Below are 17,051 nucleotides of genomic sequence, written 5' to 3'. Positions count from 1 at the left end.
TTCAATTGTGCGGGGCTTTTCTCCGTGTGCCGGCAAGTTTGCTGTTTTGCTGCACTACTCGATGGTTTCTTGCCGGCCGAGGGTTCTCTGCCGCAGCCAGTCGTTGAAGGCGCGCAGCAACCCATCAAGCTCGTTGTCCAGCAGTTGTAGCTGCAGTTCGATCTGTGCCTGGTCGCCACGCCGGATGGCGTCTTCCAGGCGCAGACTCATGGGTGGCAGGCTGATCGCACCGAGGCTGCCGAGGCTGCCGCGCAGGGTGTGGATCAGGCTGATGGCGTCGGCCTCGCGGCCTTCCTGCAGGGCCTGGGCAGTTTGCCGGAGCGGCTCGTTGCCGCGGGCGATGAGTTCTTTTACCAGCGCCCGCAGACTCTGCCGCATCTGTGGGTTGACCGTGCAGAGCAGGTCGAGGGTGTCTACGGCCAGCAGCGCCGAGCTTTCGCCGGGCAGCGGCAGGTGGGCGCCGATGGTCTTGAGGTCGCCAGGGGTATAGCGCAGACGCTTGAGGTTACTCAGCAGGGCGCTGATATCCACCGGTTTGGCGATGAACAGGTCCATGCCGGCCTGCTCGCACTCGGCGCGTTCGGCATGGCTGACGCCGGCGCTCATGGCCACTACCGGCAGGCGCAGGCGCAGATCCTGGCGAATGATGCGGGTGGCGGTGATGCCGTCCATGCCGGGCATCTGTACGTCCATCAACACCAGGTCGAAGGCCTCGGGCTGCTGGCGCAGCAGGTCGATGGCATGCCGGCCGTCGCTGGCCAGGGTCAAGCGAGCACCCTGCTGTTCGAGGATGCCCTGGGTGACGATCTGATCCAGCAGGTTGTCCTCTACCAGGAGGATGCGCATGGCCTGCAGTTCGCGTCGCGGTGCCGGTTCGCTGCTGGGGGTGGTGTGCGGCTGGCTGAGGATTTCCTGGAGCGCACCGAGCAGGCTGGAGCGGATGACCGGCTTGAGCAGCAGGTCGTTGACCGGTAGCTGGCGGCCATTGGCGGTGAGGTGCTCGCGGGCGAAGGCGTTGACCATCAGCAGGCTGGGCGGCAGGGCTGTCGGCGAACTCTCGGCGAGCATGGCGAGGGTCTGCAGGCCGTTGAGTTCGGCCATGTTCCAGTCGACCAGCAGCAGATCGTAGGGCTGTTGTGCCGCGCCGGCCTGCTGCAGCAGCAGGTGCGCCACCGAGCCGGAGTCGGCCTGGTCGACCTGACAGTGCAGGCTCTCGAGCAACTGTAGGAGGATCTGCCGGCTTTTCTGGTTGTCATCCACCAGCAGCACGCGCAGGCCATGGAACTGCTCGGGCAGATCCGGCAGTGGCGGTCCGTCGAGATGGTTGGCCAGCGGCAGGCTGAACTGAAAGGCACTGCCTTGGCTGGGTGTACTGCGCACAGCCATGCGCCCGCCCATCAGTTCCACCAGGCGGGCACTGATCTCCAGCCCCAGGCCGACATCGGTGTGTCGGCGCGACTGGCTGGCGTGTTCCTGGGTGAACACCTCGTGCAGATTGTTCAGCTGGGTCTGGCTCATGCCGATGCCGGTATCGATAACGCTGAACAGCAGCTGCCGGCCTTCGCCGGAAGCTTGCAGCTCGATGCGCAGTTCGACCTCACCCTGCTGGGTGTACTTGATGGCATTGGCAACCAGGTTGACCAGCACCTGTTGCAGGCGCTGGCGATCGGCATGCAGTTGCTGTGGCACCTCGGGCGTTACCTGGATGAGCAGCTCGACATCGCGATTGCCGGCGAGCAGGGTCATCAGCGAGGCCATCTGCCGCAGCAGCTCTTGCAGCTCGAAACGCACCGGTTCCAACTGCAGGCGGCCGGCTTCGATCTTGGAGAAGTCGAGGATGTCGCTGATCACTGCCAGTAGCGACTTGCCAGCATCGCGCAGCATGTCCAGGTACTTGCGCTGGGTGGCGTTGAGCTCGGTATTGCCGAGCAGGTGGGCGATGCCCAGCACGCCATTCATCGGGGTGCGGATCTCCCGGCTCATGTTGGCGAGGAACTCGCTCTTGGTGCGGTTGGCCTTTTCCGCGGCGATGCGCAGCAGGTTGAGCTTGTGCTGGGCCTCGACCTTGTCGTTGATGTCGTCGATCTGCACGATCAGCTCGTCGGCACCGTCATGGCCGGGCAGGTGTGCCACCGTGACATGCGCCCAGAACGGCTGGCCGTCGTGGCGCAGCAGGCGCTTGTCGAGGGCGTAATAGGCAATCTCGCCGGCCAGCAGTTCGGCGAGCTTGTCGTGGCTGCTGGTGCGGTCATCGGGGTGACTGAGGTCAAGGTGGTGCATGCCGAGCAGCTGCGCGCGCGGGTAGCCGAACATTTCGCACAGGCGGCTGTTGGCTTCGCAGATCTGGCCCTGCGAATTGGCCAGGGCGACGCCAGTGCCGGCAAACGCCAGGGCGCCGCGGAAGCGTTGTTCGCTGATGCGGAAGTCGCTCTCGCGCAGGCGCGCCTGCTGCAGGCTGCTGGCCAGCAGCAGGGCTGGCAGCATGACCACCAGAATCGGCAGGTACAGCAGCAGGTGCTGCCATTGGGCAATGAATGGTGGCGGAATGAAGTAACCGAATGACAGCAAGGCGCTGACCAGCAGCGCCACGCAGAGATTGAACAGGGCGACATTGATCACGTTCAGGTACAGCGCAGTGAGGATCAGCGGCACGCTCAGGTAGACGAAGGGGAAGGGTAGAAACAGCAGCGCGAGGATGCTCACGCCCATGCTCAGCATCAGCAGCGCCGGGGTCAGCAGTGGGTCCAGCGCAGCCAGCAGGGCGGCGCTGCCGCGCTGGCGCCAGATCAGCGCCAGCGGCAGCACGGCCACAGCGCCGGTGCAGGCACTGGCGAACCAGCTCAGCCAGAGGTCACGGTAGCTGCCCATCTGCATCTGGCTGAGGGCCAGGGCGCCCAGGCTGGCACCGGCCAGTGCCGGCCAGAAGCAACCGTTGAGCAGGATTGTCAGCAGTGCCCGCGGGTTATCGGTGAATGCACTGGCCATGCCGCAGCGCTGCACCAGCCAGGCGGCCAGGGCGATTTCACAGAGGTTTACCGCGGTGAAGTACAGGGCAACCCTCAGCGCATCGCCAAACAGCAACTCACAGGCGATGTTGGTCAGGGCCACGGCCAGCAACAGCAACGGCCAGCGGCGCAGCGGATGCATCACCAGGAAGGCGCAGGCGATGGCGTTGGCAGGCCACAGGTTGGCCATGCTCGACGGTTGTCGGGTCAGGTACAGAGCCAGCAGGGCAGCGCCGGCGTAGCACAGGGCCAGCAGCAGTGCTTCACGCAGTAGAGGTGGCTGGCGGCTGTTCATGATGGCTGGGCGCGGCGCTGGCGCCGGTAGGCGAGGAATACCAGCAGGCTGGTGAGTGCCAGCAGGCCCATAGCAACTGCGGCGAGCAGCAGGCTACCGGGCTGTTGGCTGGTGCCCGGGAGTTGTTCCAGCCAGGGCTGCATCAGCTCCTCGCGTTCGGCCAGGCTGAGGGAGTGCAGGCCTGCTTCGAGGATGCGCCCCAGTTCGGGCCAGTCCTTGCGGTAGGCAAAACTCAGTGGGTAGTTGAAGCCGATCTTCGTGCCGATCTGCAGGTCCTGGAAGGCTTCTTCCTTGAGCAGGTAGCTGGCGCTGCCGAGGTCCATCACCACTGCAGCAACCTGGCGTTGCTGCAGTGCTTGCAGGCCAGCGCGATCGGTCGGCAGGGCCAGCCATTGCACCGTGGGATAGCTATCGCGGACAAAGCGCTCGACCGCATAGCCGTCGCCTACGGCCACGCGCATGCCGGCCAGTTGCTTGAGGGTCAGGCTGGTGCGCTGTTCGCCGCGCACTACCAGCACCGTGGGCACCTCTACATAAGGTGAGGTGAAGGCCAGGTATTCGGCCCGCTCGGCGGTCGGGCGCAGTGAGGTGAGCAGATCGAGATGACCGCGCCGGGCCTGGTCGAGCAGTTCATTCAGCGGCAGCGCCGGCTTTTGCTGCAGGGGCAGGTCGAGGCGCTCCTGCAGGGCGCGCAGCACATCATGGGAGAGACCTTGGGCCTGGCGCTGTGGGTCAACGAAGATGAACGGCGCGTAATCGGCCTCGGCGGCCCAGTTGATTGTCGGGTGACTTGCCAGCCATTGCTGCAGCTCCGGTTCCAGTTGCAGCGGTGCGGCTGCCAGCCGGGTACTGGCCAGTACGAGCAGAAGAATGGGGAAGAGACGCCACAGGCGTTGCATGTCCAGCCGGTCCTTCAGCGTCCTGCTGTGGTGGTTGAACGATGAGGCGGCATGCCGCCAGGGCGCTGTTCCATGAGGGTAGCTGCTCTGTCGGCGGTTGCATGGCTTATCCCGCCTCAGAACGGCTGGTCAGTGCCGACGCAGCTGGTAGAGCGCCTGGCTGACGGCGACGACCTCGCCGCTGCTGTCGGTCAACTGCAGTTCCAGGCGGTATTCGGCCTTGCCCTCGCGCTCGGCTTCGCCCTGGATGCTGGCGATCTGCTCGGCGCTCAGGCTGGCCTCGACCAGGATGTCGCTGCTGGCCGGGCGGCGAAAGCGCAGGTTGAGTTCCTTGATCACCGGATAGAAGCGCTGCACGTCGAAGCTGGTGAGAAACAGGGCGCCACCGGGGATTTCCGCCAGGGTGAACAGGGCGCCGGCGTACATGCTGCCGATATGGTTCTGGTTGCCCTGCAGCGGCATGCGCAGGCGCACATGGCCGGGCTCCAGCAGCTCGGCCTTGAGTCCGCTGCGTTTGACGAAGTCGATCTTCTCTTCGGTAAAGACACGGGCCATTTCGGCGGGCAGTGGCATGGGCGGCATTCCTGCTGGGAGATGCCGCCAGCCTAGCGCCTGGCGGGCGAGCGGCAATGACAGTGGTGCTCGTCGGGGCTGACCGATTCGCTCAGATGCCGTGCTGGCGCAACCAGCCGAACAGCTGCGGCAAGGGCAGGGCACCGCTCTGGCGGGCGACTTCGACGCCGCCCTTGAGCAGGATCAGCGTGGGGATCGAGCGGATGCCCATCTCCGCCGACAGCTGCGGGTTGGCTTCGCTGTCCAGCTTGGCCAGGCGACAGTGGCCCTGCAGCTGCGCGGCGGCCTGTTCATAGATCGGCGCAAAGCTGCGGCAGGGGCCGCACCAGCTGGCCCAGACATCGATCAGCAGCGGCAGGTCGCCCTTGTTCTGCGCGGCGAAGCTAGCCTGGGTCAGGTCGAAGGGCTTGCTCGGCAGCACCTCGGCCTTGCAGCGGCCGCAGCGCGGCGCATCGCCCAGGCGTTCGGCGGGAATGCGGTTGAGGCCATTGCAGTGCGGGCAGGGGATCAGCAGGGGATTGGACATGGGCGACTCCAGAGGCGGTATGCCTAATCTGGAGTCGCTTGCGCGGATATCAAGGGCGATCAGCCCGCTGCGGCGTCCAGTGCCTGGGCCAGGTCGGCGAGGATATCGTCGCTGTGCTCGATGCCAATCGACAGGCGCACCATGTCGCGCGGCACGCCGGCGCGCTCCAGCTCCTCGTCATTCAACTGACGGTGGGTGGTCGAGGCCGGATGGCAGGCCAGCGACTTGGCATCGCCGATATTCACCAGGCGCACCACCAGCTTGAGCGCATCGATAAAGCGCGCGCCGGCTGCCTGACCGCCGACAATGCCGAAGGAAAGGATCGACGCTGGTTTGCCGCCGCAGAAACGCTGCGCCAGGGTGTGCTCGGGATGATCCGGCAGGCCGGCGTATTTCACCCAGGCCACCTGCGGGTGGTTCTGCAGGTAATGGGCGACCTTGAGCGCGTTCTCGCAGTGGCGCTCCATGCGCAGGGCCAGGGTTTCCAGGCCTTGCAGGATAAGGAAGGCATTGAACGGCGACAGCGCCGCGCCGGTGTTGCGCAGCGGCACCACACGGCAGCGGCCGATAAAGGCGGCGGGGCCGAAGGCTTCGGTGTAGGTCACGCCGTGGTAGGACGGATCCGGGGTGTTGAGTAGCGGGAAGCGCGCCTTGTTATCAGCCCAGGGAAATTTGCCGGAATCCACCACGATGCCGCCGATGCTGGTGCCGTGGCCGCCGATGTACTTGGTCAGCGAGTGCACGACGATGTCGGCGCCATGCTCGAGCGGCCGGCAGAGAGTCGGCGTGGCCACGGTGTTGTCGACGATCAGCGGCACGCCGTGGCGGTGCGCAGCCGCGGCGAGGGCAGCGAGGTCGACGATGTTGCCGGCCGGGTTGCCGATCGATTCGCAGAACACTGCCTTGGTCTTGTCGTCGATTAGTGCTTCCAGGGCAGCGATATCGTCATGGGCGGCGAAGCGGGTCTGGATGCCGAAGCGCGGCAGGGTGTGGGCCAGCAGGTTGTAGGTGCCGCCATACAGCTTGGCCACCGAGACGATGTTGTCACCAGCTTCGGCCACGGTCTGGATCGCGTAGGTAATGGCCGCCATGCCCGAGGCCACGGCCAGCGCGCCGACGCCGCCTTCCAGCGCTGCCACGCGCTCTTCGAGCACGGCGTTGGTCGGGTTCATGATCCGTGAATAGATATTGCCGGCGACCTTCAGGTCGAACAGGTCGGCACCGTGCTGGGTGTCGTCGAAGGCAAAGGAGCTGGTCTGGTAGATCGGCACCGCCACCGCCTTGGTGGTCGGGTCGGGGCTGTAGCCGGCGTGGATGGCCAGGGTTTCCAGTTTCATGCGGGGCGTTCCTTCAGGGCAGAGTGGAAGGCTCGCAGCATGGGCAAAGCGCAAAGGCCCGGTCAATGCGCTGGAGCAATGACCCGGGCCTTTTTCTAGAACCTTTTGCTCGGGGCTTATGCCCCGCCAGTTAGGCCAGGGCCATGTAGATGTTGTAGGCGCTGATCAGGGTGATCAGGCAGCCGACGATGGTCAGCAGGGTGCGCGCCGACAGCTTCTTGCACAGCAGGGCGGCGAACGGCGCGGCGAACAGGCCGCCGAAGACCAGGCCGGCAACCATCATCCAGGTGCTCGGCTCGCCGGCCAGGAGGATGAACGAGGTGGCGCTGGAGATGGTCAGGAAGAACTCGGCGAAGTTAACCGAGCCGATGGTGGTACGCGGGTCGCTGCCGGACCCGAGCAGGCTGCTGGTGACCACCGGGCCCCATCCGCCACCGCCGGCGGCATCGACGAAGCCACCGAACAGGGCCAGCTTGGCCACGTGCTTGGGCTCGCGGCGTTGTTGCTGAACGTGGCGATAAGCCTTGCGCAAGATATACAGGCCCATCAGCAGCAGGTAGGCGGAGATAAAGGGCTTCATCACTGCGCCATCGAAGCTGGTGATCAGCACCGCGCCGAGTACCGCTCCGATGATGCCCGGCAGTAGCAGACGCAGGAACAGTGACTTGTTGACGTTACCCAGCTTGACGTGGGAAATGCCCGACAGGCCGGTGGTGAATACTTCGGCAATGTGCACGCTGGCGCTGGCAGCGGCCGGCGAGGCACCGGTGCCAAGCAGAAAGGTGGTAGCAGTGATGCCGTAGGCCATACCCAGGGCGCCATCAATGGCCTGGGCAAAGAAGCCGACCGCCACGGCGCTCCAGAATGCCGGACTGTTCAGGGTTGTCTCGATGATTTCCAGACCGCTGTGCCCGCCGTTGTCGCCAAAGAACAGGCGCCAGGCCAGGGTGCCGAGCAGGCTGAGCAGGATCATTACCGCCGCCCACATCGCCGCCCGCAGGACCGGGTGGTTACCAGGATGGCTGACGAAGTCTTCTACGGGCGGCAGGCCAAGTGCTTCGTGCTCGGCGTTGAGCGGGCTGGAGCTGAGGTCGAGATCGCGAATTTTCATGCAGTGATGCGCCTGACAGTGTGCGGTAGAACAGGCCGGAATAAAGCAGCGGGCAAAGATAAGCGGCTTTGCTTAGAGAGTCTAAGAATGTTTAGGCAGGTTTATATTCGATTCTGTTTTGTTTCGCGAGCTTGATCCCGCTGTTGCACCTCGCCGCCCGGGCAACCTACGCTGGGTGCCTTTCCCCGGAGCGCCCCCTGCATGACTGCCACTGATCGTCCCGCGAATACCACCTTGCTGCTCCTGGCTTCGCTGTACTGTGCCCAGGGCTTGCCGTCCGGCCTGGTGGCGCATTCGCTGCCGGTGCTGCTGCGCCAGCATGGGGTGGATCTGGGGCTGATCGGTTTGCTCAAGCTGCTGGCCCTGCCCTGGCTGCTCAAGGTGCTCTGGGCGCCGTGGATCGACCGTATCGGCTCGCAGCGTCTGGGCCATCATCGCGGCTGGATCCTGCCCCTGCAGGGCACAGTGATCCTCTGTCTCGGTGGCCTGGCGCTGCTGGCGCCGCACTTGCTGTTCGGTAGTGCATTCTGGTTGCTGCTCGGCTTGCTGCTACTGATCAACCTGGCGGCCGCCAGCCAGGACGTGGCCACCGATGGCCTGGCCGTACGCCTGCTGCCGGAGCGCTGGCGCGGCCTGGGCAACAGCCTGCAGGTGGGCGGCTACAAGGTCGGCATGCTCGCCAGCGGTAGCGGCCTGCTGTTGCTGATCGGCCCGCTGGGCTGGAACCTCTCCATCGCCCTGCTGGCTGTTGGCCTGCTGCTGCTGACCCTGCCGATCTGGCGTTTCCGCGAGGCTCAGCTGCTGCCACGCCACACAGCCCTGGCCGAACCGGCCGGCCCTGGTCTGCTGCTGCGTCACTACCGTGGCCTGCTGGCACAACCGGGCATGCTCGCCTGGCTGCTGGTGGTGCTGACCTTCAAGCTCGGCGATGCCCTCGGCTCGCCGATGATCAAGCCGATGCTGGTGGACCTGGGCTGGGATACCGCCGCGCTGGGCCAGCTGACCCTGATCAGCAGTCTGGCCGGGATCGCTGGCGCGCTGCTCGGCGGCCTGCTCTATGCACGACTCGGCGCACTGCGCTCGCTGCTGGCGTTCGGCGCGCTGCAGGCGCTCGGCCTCGCCGGCATGGCCCTGCTGGTTGGAGCGGGCGGTAAGCCGTTGCTGGTCTATGCGCTGTGCCTGTTCGAGCAGGCGGCCGATGGCATGTCCACGGTCGCCCTGTTCGCCGTGATGATGAGCCTGTGCCGCGCCGAGCATGAGGGGGCGGACTTCACCCTGCAGGCCAGCGCGCAGATTCTCCTGGCCGGCCTGGTCGGCGCTTGCAGTGGCGTGCTGGCCAAGCTGCTCGGCTATCAGACGCTGTTTGTCGGTGCCGGGATGCTAGCGGCGGCGATGCTGGGGTTGGTGCTGTGGTACTTCCTGCGGGTCAGGCGGGCGCTGGTCGTCGCGTAGCGGGGTAGCGGCGTTGCGTAGGGCGGGTGGAGCCGGCGCCTGCTAGAAATCGAGGGCCTGCTCGGTTTGTTGCGGGGGCAGGTACTTGAGGAAGATGCCGCGCAGGGTGCCATCGGCCTTCATCTCGTCAATCAGGCCTTTCATTTCCAGGTAGGCCTGCTCTGAAAAATGCGCCTTGCTGAGGATCAGGCCGAGCCCGGTCGGCGGCTGTTCGGGCTTCCAGTCATGCACGATGACGCTGTCGTTGAGCCCCAGCTCATTCAGTTCCTTGGCATAGAAAACCGGCTGGGAAATGATCAGGTCGACGCGGTTGCCGGCTTTGAGCATGAGGAACAGGTTGTGCGCCGTCAGCACTTCATTGACCCGGCCCTGGGCGCGCAGCTGGTCGAGCAGGTCATCGAAATACTCGCCGTGCTTGAAGCCGCGAACTACCGCGGCAGTCGCCTCGGCATCCTGCAGCAGGCTGTCGGCCGTGGCGTATCGGGCATCTGTCACCAGCGCCATGTTCTTCTGCGCGATGTAGGGAATGAAGAAGGCGAACGCGTCGCGCTCGGCGGTGCGCAGGCCGGATACGCTCATGGGCAGTGAGCCTTGTTCCAGCTCTTTCCAGATCCGTGCGCGGGGCCGTTCGACGTAGTCGAAGCTGTAACCGCCGCGCTTCTTCAGCTCGTCGACCACGTCCTTATCGATGCCAGCGCCGTTCGAGTAGAGGTAGCCGGCCTCGTAAAAGGCGACGGTGTAGGTGTTGTCGAGCCGGTCCTGGGCAGCGGCCAGCATCGGCAGGCAGCTGAGCAGGGCGCTGAGCCAGGTTCTGAGGCGTTTCGGGGTAGCCATGCAGGGTGCTTCCTTGGCCTACTCATGGCAGGGCTGCGAGCTACGGAGTGCCATGCAGTGTAGTTGGCCTCTTTACGCAGTGCGGCGGCTTGCAGCGTGCCAGCGGCGTTACGACGAACAGCTGATTTCCAGATGCTTGCCCCACTCCGGTGGGCGCTCGGCGTAGCGTTGCATGCCGTCTTGTTCCTCGAAGGGCCGGCTGAGTACCGCGTGCAGTTCGCGCACCGGGGCGTAGTCGCCGTTCTCCGCCGCTTCAATGGCCTGCTGCGCCAGGTAGTTGCGCAGTACATACAGCGGGTTGACCGCGTGCATGCGGATGCGTCGCGCCTCCTGGCTGCTGTTCTCGCGGGCGCTGCGGGCGCAATAGCTCTCGGCCCAGGCGTCGAATGCGCTGCGGTCGACAAAGTCGTCACGCAGCAGGTGCACGGCTGCTTCGGGGGCCTGCTCGCCCAGGCGGCGGAAGAACAGGCTGTAGTCCACCGAGCGGCTCTGCTGCATCAGTTGCAGCAGCTGTTGGATCAGTGCCTCGTCGCCGTCCTCGGCGCTGCTCAGGCCCAGGCGCTTGCGCATCAGGTCGAGGTAGTGCGCCTGGTACAGCGGCAGGAACAGTTCCAGGCTGGCGCGCAGCTGCTCGAGCTCGACCAGCGGCGTCAGTGCCTGGCCAAGGGCGGCCAGGTTCCACTGGGCGATCGGCACCTGGTTGCTGAAGCTGTAACGGCCACTGCCATCGGAGTGGTTGCAGATATGGTTGGCGTCGAAGTCGTCGAGGAAGGCGTAGGGGCCGTAGTCGAAGGTGATGCCGAGGATCGACATGTTGTCGCTGTTCATCACCCCGTGGCAGAAGCCGTAAGCCTGCCAGTGGGCGATCAGCGCGGCGTTGCGCTCAACCACTTCCTGGAACAGTGCGGCAAAGGGCTGCGGTTGCGTTTGGCAGGTGGGGAAATGACAGGCCAGCACGTGCTCGGCCAGCTGGCGCAGCTGCGCGTGCTGGTTGGTGTAGTAGAAGTACTCGAAGTGGCCGAAGCGCACATGGCTCTGCGCCAGGCGCAGGACCATCGCCGCGCTCTCGCGTTTCTCGCGCCACACCGGGGTATCCGAGCCGGTCACGCACAGTGCGCGGCTGGTGGGGATGCCGAGGGCGTGCAGGTATTCGCTGGCGAGAAACTCGCGGATCGAGCTGCGCAGCACTGCGCGGCCATCGCCCATGCGTGACCAGGGCGTCTGCCCGGCGCCTTTCAGGTGCAGGTCCCAGTATTCGCCGGCAGCGTTGACCGCCTCGCCGAGGAGCAGGCCGCGGCCATCGCCCAGGCGCGGGTTGTAGCTGCCGAACTGGTGCCCGGAATAGACCATGGCACGCGGCTCGGCATCGCTCCACAGCTTGTGCCCGGCGAAGACCTGGGCGAATTCCTCGCTGTCGGCTTCGGCTGGATCCAGGTCGAGCAGGGCCATGGCCGCTGGACTCGCCACCACCAGGCGCGGCGCCTCGATCGGTTCGGGCAGCACGTGGCTGGAGAAGGCGTCGCCGAGGCGGGCGTAGCGGTTATCGAAAACGAGGTCGGTGAGGGCTTTCACTGCGGGGCTCCGCGACAATTCCGAGTATTTTGCTTGGTTTTGTCGCGGGGCGTCCAGCCGGCCCGTCACACGGGCCGGCGTGCGCCATTACTGCGGGTCGATGGAAGGTGCTGGCGGCGGCAGAGGTTTCTGCTGGGTGTCCGCAGCGGCCGTGGCCGCGACCATCTGCCCGGTGGTCAGGTTGAGTTCCTGGCCATGCAGGTTCTTGATCATCACCTCGACCTGGTTGAACGCCATCTCCACTTTGTGCTCACGGAAGCTCAGGGCGATGCGCGTGAGGATTTCGTCGGTGGCGGCGTTGCGGTCACCCAGCTCGCGCACGTGGAAGCGCAGTTCGTAGTCGAAGGTGCTGGCGCTAATGGTGAGGAAGTACAGCAGCGGCTCGGGGTCGCGCAGCACTCGCGGATTTTCGTGGGCGGCCTGCAGCATCAGCTTGCGTGCCAGTGGCAGGTCGGTTTCGTAGGCTACACCAACCTTGATGATGACCCGGGTGATCGTGTCGTTGAGCGACCAGTTGATCAGTTGGTCGGTGACGAAGGTCTTGTTCGGCACGATGATTTCTTTGCGGTCGAAATCAGTGATGGTGGTCGCGCGGATGCGGATCTTGCTGACCGTGCCGGACAGGTTGCCGATGGTCACCACGTCGCCGATGCGCGCCGGGCGCTCGAACAGGATGATCAGGCCGGAAATGAAGTTGGCGAAGATCTCCTGCATGCCGAAACCGATGCCCAGCGACAGGGCTGCCACCAGCCACTGCAGTTTGTCCCAGCTGACGCCGAGCACCGACAGGGTCATGACGAAGCCGATGCCGCTGATCGCGTACGACAGCAGGGTGGTGGTGGCGTAGGCGCTGCCCTGGGCCAGTGACAGGCGCGACAGCACCAGCACTTCCAGCAGTCCTGGCAGGTTGCTGGCCAGAACCACGGTGATGGCTACGATGATCAGGCCGCCGATCAGGTCGAGCAGGCTCAGTGGCACCAGGGTCGCCGCATCGCCGCTGCCGCTGCTGTATTCGTAGAGGGTGATGTTGTCCAGGTAGGTGAATACGCTGAGCAGGTCGGCCCACACCCAGTACAGGCAGAGCACGAAGCCGCTGAGCAGCGCCAGACGGATCAGGCGCATGGACTGCTGGTTGATCTGTTCGATGTCCAGGGTCGGTTCCTCGACCACCCCTTCGCTGCCTTCCACACCTTCCCTGGGTTGCGCCTGGCGTTGGCTCAGGGCGCGGGCGTAAGCCAGGCGCCGGGCCGCTACGGCCATGCCGCGCTCGAAAGCGGCTTCGAGGATGAACCACAGCACCAGCAGGTAGAGGGTGTCGATCAGTCGATCGGTCAGTTTCAGTGCGGTGTAGTAGTAGCCGAAGCACACCGCGACGAACAGGCCGATCGGCAGGGCGGTGAAGCCCACGCCGACCACCACGCGGAATGCGGTGGAGCGTTCATGCATCGGCCCGGCCAGCAGCACGCGGCCAAGCAGCCAGGCCATCAGGGCATAGCAGCTGAGTACCACGCCGATGCCGATGACATCCTCGGCCAGCGCCGCCGGCTGATGCTCGGCTACCGCGACCACACCGACCAGTGCCATGACCACCAGGCCCAGGCGGCGCACCTGGGTATTGAGGAAGGCTACCCGTGGCCGCTCCCAGCGGAAATGCAGTTCGCCAACGCCATGCGGCGCGAGGATGCGATAGAGGGTGTAGAACACCAGCCAGGCCTGGGCCATTTCCAGCAGGGCGGTGCCCAGGTTGGCGTTCTGGCCACGGGCATCGATCAGCAGGGCCACACCGCAGAGGGTGAGGAACAGGGTGACCGGCAGGGCCAGCAGGATGTTGATGAAGATCGCCATTGGCGTGTGCAGCTGGCTGTCGTGCTTGTAGTGGCCGATGTCCTGGTGCAGGCCGCGCAGCTTTTCGTACAGCCAGCTACGCCGCCAGATCAGCGCACCGATCAGCAACAACAGTGGAATGAACAGCCAGGGCCGGTCGACCAGGCCGGCGCCCAGCTCGCGTACGGCAGAGCCCCAGGGCACGGCATTCAGCTGACGCTCCAGCAAGGTTGGCACCTGTTGCAGCCAGGCCAGGCTCAGTGGCTTGTTGCTGGGGATCCAGAACATCTGTTCTTCGAGGGTATTACGCAGGGTGCTGGCCGTGGCCTGCAGCTGCTTCTGGTTGAGCTGCAGGGTGATCGACTCGTTGAGCAGGGCATTCAACTCGCGGTTCAGGCGATCGAGCAGATCGCTGCGGGTGGTGACCAGCTCCAGCAGGGTCTTGCGCAGCTCCGGGGTGATCTGTTCCTGCGGCTGCTGGGCCAGCAGGCTGTCGACGTACTCGGCGAGGTTGCTCAGGGCATCACGCTTCTGGTTCAGTTCGAACTGGTACAGGCGGATGTCGGCGATCTGGTCAGCCAGGTTCTTGTCCAGTTGCAGTTGCGGCAGGGCCTGCTTCTGCTGGTAGAGAATCTTGGCCAGCAGCAGGCTGCCCCTGAGTACGTCGATCTGTTCTTCCAGGGCCTGGTCGGCCTGGTTGACGCTGTCCAGCTGCTGCTTGGTCTGCAGGTTGAGGCGGGTCAGCTCGTTGAGGCGGTCGGTGATGCGCAGCAGGTAGTCGGAGAGCTTGAGGTTTTCCGCGCTTTCCTTGGCCAGCAGGCTGTCCGGGGTGGCTTTCTCGGCTTCACGCGACAGCTCGGCGACGGTCTGCTCGCTGCTTTCACGGCGCTTGTCGTTGATCAGCGACTGCAGGTCGAGGCTTTCCTGCTCCAGACGGCGGATGCGTTCGGTGAGCAGGTCGTGGCGGCTGTTGCCGAGATCCTGCAGCAGGCTGTTGCCGGCCAGTTCCTGGCGGCGCAACTCGGTCAGGGCGTTCAGCGCCGCCAATTCGGCATTGAGTTGGTCGCGCTGCTCGGGACCGATCGGCTTGCCGGCATCCTTGCCGACCTTGAGCATATTGTTGATCTTCAGGGTGCGGGTCTGGTTGCTGCTGATCTCGGCCTGGGCGCGCTCCGGACGGGTCTGTGCGGTGATCAGCAGGCTGTTGGCTTCGGCCAGCTCCTGCTGCCAGGCGGAGAGCTGGCTGGTGCGTTCACTGAGCAGGGTTTCCAGCTGTGCGGCGCTGGACTTGCCATAGCGCTCGCCAACCGGCTTGACCGGGCTGGCCTTGAGCCGGGTGAATTCGCGCTGGGCTTCGCCGATCAGGCGCGGCGCATCATTGAGCTGGCGTTTGAGATCGCTCAGGCGCTTCTCGCTGTCGGCCTGGTTGGCGAGGAAGGTCAGGGTCTGTTCCAGCGTCTGCTGCAGGGCTTTCTGCTCGGCTTCCGGCAGCTTGCGCTCGGCCAGGCCGTCGAGGCTCTGCTGCACGGTCTTGGCGGTTGGCGCCTGGGCAGTGGCTTGGCCCGCGGCGAGAAGACAGAAGCCCAGCAGGGCGGCGGCGAGATAGGGGCGTAATACAGGCATGGTCGCTTCGGGCGGCTCGGAAAATGATGCGGCTAATGATATGCCAGACGGGCAGTCGCGTGACGTGCGCGGCTGCCGATTGCCGGTCAAGTGCTCACAGAAAGAGGCCTGGACCGGGCTTACCCTGGCCTTCGGGGAATCTGACGCCGACTTTGCGCACCTTGTTCCCGTCCATCAGGGCGACGGTCCAGGTCAGGCCGTTCCACTCCACCTGGTCGCCGACCACCGGCTGGCCGCCGATCTGGTGGGCGATGAAGCGGCCCAGGTGCAGCTGGCCTTCGGCACCTTCCAGTTTCAGGCCGTAGAGGGTGGCCACGGCGCTGAGCTGGGCATCGCCTTCGAGAATGAAGTCACCAAAGAAGCGCAGGTCCTGGGTGCGGGTCGGCGCCTCGATAAACAGTTTGCCGAGGGTCGGCAGGTTATGTTCATGGCCAACCACGCAGAGCACGTCGCCGGCTTCCAGTTTGGTACTGCCGGAGGTGTGCAGCAGCTCGCGGCCACGGAACAGCGCAGCGATGCGCGTGCCTTCGGGCATTTTCAGGTCGCGCAGTGGTGCACCGATGCACCATTTCTCCGCGCCCAGGCGGTAGATGAACAGCTCCCACTCGCTGGTCGGGTGGGTCTCCAGGCCGGCGCGGGAGATCGGCGCCGGGTCCGGAGGTACCGTGACTTTCAGCAGCTTGGCCGCCCACGGCAGGCTGGTGCCTTGTAGCACCAGTGACACCAGCACAATAAAGAAGGCCACGTTGAAGAACAGCTGGGCATTCGGCAGGCCGGCCATCAGCGGGAACACGGCGAGAATGATCGGCACCGCGCCACGCAGGCCGACCCAGGCGATGAAGGCCTTCTCGCGGTCATGGAAGGCGCGGAACGGCAGCAGACCGAGGAACACCGACAGCGGCCGGGCGAACAGGATCATCCACAGTGCCAGGCCGAGGGCCGGGAGGATGATTGGCAGCAGCTCGTGAGGGGTGACCAGCAGGCCGAGGACCAGAAACATGCCGATCTGCGCCAGCCAGGTGAGGCCGTCGAGAATATGCAGGATGCCGTGGCGCGAGCGGATCGGCCGGTTGCCCAGCAGCAGGCCGCACAGGTAGATGGCGAGGATGCCACTGCCACCGACGGCGTTGGTGATGGCGAAGATCATGATCCCGCCGCTGACCACCAGCAGCGGATAGAGGCCGTTGGCCAGGCTGATGCGGTTGATCACCTGCAGCAGCAGCCAGCCGCCGCCGAGGCCGAGCAGGCCGCCGATGCCGAACTGCTGGATCAGGTGCACGACGAAGGTCCAGCTGAAACCGGATTCGCCGCTGGCGAGCATCTCGATCAGGGTCACGGTGAGAAACACCGCCATCGGGTCGTTGCTGCCGGACTCGATTTCCAGGGTGGCGCTGACCCGCTCGTTGAGGCCACGCCCGCCGAGCAGGCTGAACACCGCTGCGGCATCGGTGGAGCCGACGATGGCGCCGATCAGCAAGCCTTCCAGCAGGCTCAAGTTGAACAGCCAGGCGGCGGCCACCCCGGTCAGGCCGGCGGTGACCAGCACGCCGACGGTGGCCAGTGACAGCGACGGCCACAGCGCCACGCGAAAGCTCGACACTCGGGTACGCATGCCACCGTCGAGAAGGATGATGGCCAGTGCCAGGTTGCCGACCAGGTAAGCGGTTGAGTAGTCGTTGAAAGCAATGCCGCCTGGTCCGTCGGTGCCGGCGAACATGCCGACCACGAGGAAGATCACCAGGATCGGGATGCCGAAGCGCGAACCGAAGGCGCTGACCAGGATGCTCATCGCTACCAGCAACGCACCGATCAGAAACAGGCTGTTGATGGTACTGGCGTCCAAGGGCGTACTCCGGGCGAATGGGCGGGGGCGCCGCTGCTATGCAGAGGTCATGCCGGATTCTAACCCGCTGCTTTGCCAGGCTGTCAAAAGAAAAGCCCCGCTTGGACGGGGCATATTCTTCCCAGATAAATCAGATGCTTAGATGCGGCCTGCAGGG

The 17,051-nt window shown here is 65.0% G+C and carries 11 protein-coding genes; 1 reads left to right on the top strand and 10 read right to left on the bottom strand.

The genetic code is table 11. The features are described from left to right. Nucleotides 1–54: 54 nt before the first annotated feature. The 6 genes from H3H45_RS02710 to H3H45_RS02685 form a co-directional block, all read right to left on the bottom strand. Entirely contained in the window at nucleotides 55–3,300 is a 3,246-nt protein-coding gene (locus H3H45_RS02710) for a response regulator (protein ID WP_182832208.1), read from the bottom strand. Next, nucleotides 3,297–4,199 (bottom strand): transporter substrate-binding domain-containing protein, encoded by a 903-nt coding sequence (locus H3H45_RS02705; protein ID WP_182832207.1) that lies wholly within the window; start codon nucleotides 4,197–4,199, stop codon nucleotides 3,297–3,299. Before H3H45_RS02705 ends, H3H45_RS02710 begins: the two co-directional genes overlap by 4 nt. Nucleotides 4,200–4,328: 129 nt before the next feature. After that, the gene (locus H3H45_RS02700) at nucleotides 4,329–4,772 is read right to left on the bottom strand and encodes a PaaI family thioesterase (protein ID WP_182832206.1); all 444 of its coding nucleotides are present in this window, start codon (nucleotides 4,770–4,772) and stop codon (nucleotides 4,329–4,331) included. Nucleotides 4,773–4,863: 91 nt separating this feature from the next. Then, nucleotides 4,864–5,298 carry a thioredoxin TrxC gene (trxC, locus tag H3H45_RS02695; protein ID WP_182832205.1) on the bottom strand — a complete coding sequence of 145 codons (435 nt, stop codon included), beginning with the start codon at nucleotides 5,296–5,298 and terminating at the stop codon, nucleotides 4,864–4,866. 59 nt (nucleotides 5,299–5,357) lie between these two features. After that, complete coding sequence (locus H3H45_RS02690; RefSeq protein ID WP_182832204.1) at nucleotides 5,358–6,635, bottom strand: bifunctional O-acetylhomoserine aminocarboxypropyltransferase/cysteine synthase; 1,278 nt, start codon at nucleotides 6,633–6,635, stop codon at nucleotides 5,358–5,360. A gap of 130 nt (nucleotides 6,636–6,765) precedes the next feature. Beyond that, the gene (locus tag H3H45_RS02685; RefSeq protein WP_182832203.1) at nucleotides 6,766–7,746 is read right to left on the bottom strand and encodes a sulfite exporter TauE/SafE family protein; all 981 of its coding nucleotides are present in this window, start codon (nucleotides 7,744–7,746) and stop codon (nucleotides 6,766–6,768) included. A gap of 201 nt (nucleotides 7,747–7,947) precedes the next feature. Here H3H45_RS02685 and H3H45_RS02680 point away from each other — a divergent pair, with 201 nt between their 5' ends. Beyond that, nucleotides 7,948–9,198: an MFS transporter gene (locus H3H45_RS02680; protein WP_182832202.1), complete on the top strand. Its 1,251-nt coding sequence runs from the start codon at nucleotides 7,948–7,950 to the stop codon at nucleotides 9,196–9,198. A gap of 42 nt (nucleotides 9,199–9,240) precedes the next feature. Here the strand turns inward: H3H45_RS02680 and H3H45_RS02675 are convergent, their stop codons facing one another. From H3H45_RS02675 to H3H45_RS02660, 4 genes are all read right to left on the bottom strand, one after another. Beyond that, complete coding sequence (locus H3H45_RS02675) at nucleotides 9,241–10,032, bottom strand: substrate-binding periplasmic protein (RefSeq protein WP_182832201.1); 792 nt, start codon at nucleotides 10,030–10,032, stop codon at nucleotides 9,241–9,243. 108 nt (nucleotides 10,033–10,140) lie between these two features. After that, nucleotides 10,141–11,604: a protein adenylyltransferase SelO gene (gene selO / locus H3H45_RS02670; RefSeq protein ID WP_182832200.1), complete on the bottom strand. Its 1,464-nt coding sequence runs from the start codon at nucleotides 11,602–11,604 to the stop codon at nucleotides 10,141–10,143. An 87-nt stretch (nucleotides 11,605–11,691) separates the two neighbouring features. Continuing rightward, nucleotides 11,692–15,051 carry a mechanosensitive channel MscK gene (gene mscK, locus H3H45_RS02665; protein WP_182832199.1) on the bottom strand — a complete coding sequence of 1,120 codons (3,360 nt, stop codon included), beginning with the start codon at nucleotides 15,049–15,051 and terminating at the stop codon, nucleotides 11,692–11,694. Nucleotides 15,052–15,145: 94 nt separating this feature from the next. After that, on the bottom strand, nucleotides 15,146–16,894 hold the full coding sequence (locus H3H45_RS02660) for a potassium/proton antiporter (protein ID WP_182832198.1): 1,749 nt from the start codon (nucleotides 16,892–16,894) through the stop codon (nucleotides 15,146–15,148). Nucleotides 16,895–17,051: the final 157 nt, after the last annotated feature.

The sequence above is a fragment of the Aquipseudomonas guryensis genome (assembly GCF_014164785.1).
In the GTDB taxonomy this organism is placed as follows: domain Bacteria; phylum Pseudomonadota; class Gammaproteobacteria; order Pseudomonadales; family Pseudomonadaceae; genus Aquipseudomonas; species Aquipseudomonas guryensis.
Note: the sequence above shows the minus strand (reverse complement) of the source record. Positions and strands in the feature narration are given on the sequence as shown.